Here is a 1,089-nt window from a genome sequence, read left to right as displayed (position 1 = left end):
CGGCCTGCTGGCGCTGTGTTTCGACGCGGCCAACGGCGCCTGGCTGATCCTGCTGCGCCGCGAGCAGGTCGAGACCGTGCGCTGGGGCGGCAAACCCGAGAAGAACTACGTGCCCGGCCCGTCCGGACCGCGGCTGACGCCCCGTGGCTCGTTCGCCGAATGGCGCGAAACCGTGCGCGACAGCGCTGTGCCCTGGAGCGACAGCGACCTGGCGATTGCCCGCCAGTGGCTGGACGAACTGGGCCATGCCAGCCGCACCCGCAATGCCGAGATCGAGCGCGCCAGGGCCCACCTGCTGGCCGTGCTGGGCCATGACTTGCGCGATCCACTGAACTCGATCTCGCTGGCGGCCCAGGTGCTGGAACGGGGCGAGGCGCAAGGCCATGCCAGGCTGGGCCAGCGCATCAAGGCTTCCAGCGGCCGCATGCAGCGCCTGGTCGAGCAGGTGCTGGACATGACCCGGCTGCGCGGCGGCCTGGGCCTGCAGATGACGCCGCAGCAGGTGGACCTGGTGGCGCTGCTGGACGAACTGGTCGAGGAAAAACTGGGCGCCTACCCGGACCTGCAGTTCCAGCGCCTCTACGGGCCGCCGCACTGGGTGCACGCCGACCCCGACCGCCTGGCCCAGGTGCTGGCCAACCTGCTCGGCAACGCCCGCCACCACGGCGAGCCGGGCCGGCCCATCGTGCTGGAGGTCAGCGGGCCGGATGACAAGGTCCGGCTGGAAGTGCGCAATGTCGCGCCGCCCATTCCGCAAGACATCAGCGATTCGCTGTTCGACCCCTTCAAGGTTTCTTCGATGCGCAACCCCCGCAACCGCCAAGGCCTGGGCCTGGGCCTGTACATCGCGCACGAGGTGGTGCGCAGCCACGGTGGCCTGCTGCACTACGTCCATCGCGCCCCGGAGGTGGTGTTCACGATGGAGCTGCCGCGCTGGCAGGCCGCAGCCGCTTCACCACCGAACCCGGCAGGCGGTGCGGCATGAGCACCATGAGCCAGGCTCCCCAGGGCCCCGACACCCCCGAGGCGCAGCCGGCCACCGGCGGGCCGCATGTCCTCATCGTCGACGACGGGCTGGACGCCGCCGAG

Annotated in this window: 1 protein-coding gene; it reads left to right on the top strand. The window is 71.0% G+C overall.

Annotated elements, in window-relative coordinates:
* Nucleotides 1–985 (top strand): GAF domain-containing sensor histidine kinase (locus FKP22_RS34450; protein WP_310733404.1); only part of this gene is annotated, 985 nt, incomplete at its 5' end.
* Nucleotides 986–1,089 lie beyond the last annotated feature (104 nt).

Origin of the sequence: Ideonella azotifigens, from assembly GCF_006519715.1 — a bacterium.
Classification (GTDB): domain Bacteria; phylum Pseudomonadota; class Gammaproteobacteria; order Burkholderiales; family Burkholderiaceae_C; genus Ideonella; species Ideonella azotifigens.
Note: the sequence above shows the minus strand (reverse complement) of the source record. Positions and strands in the feature narration are given on the sequence as shown.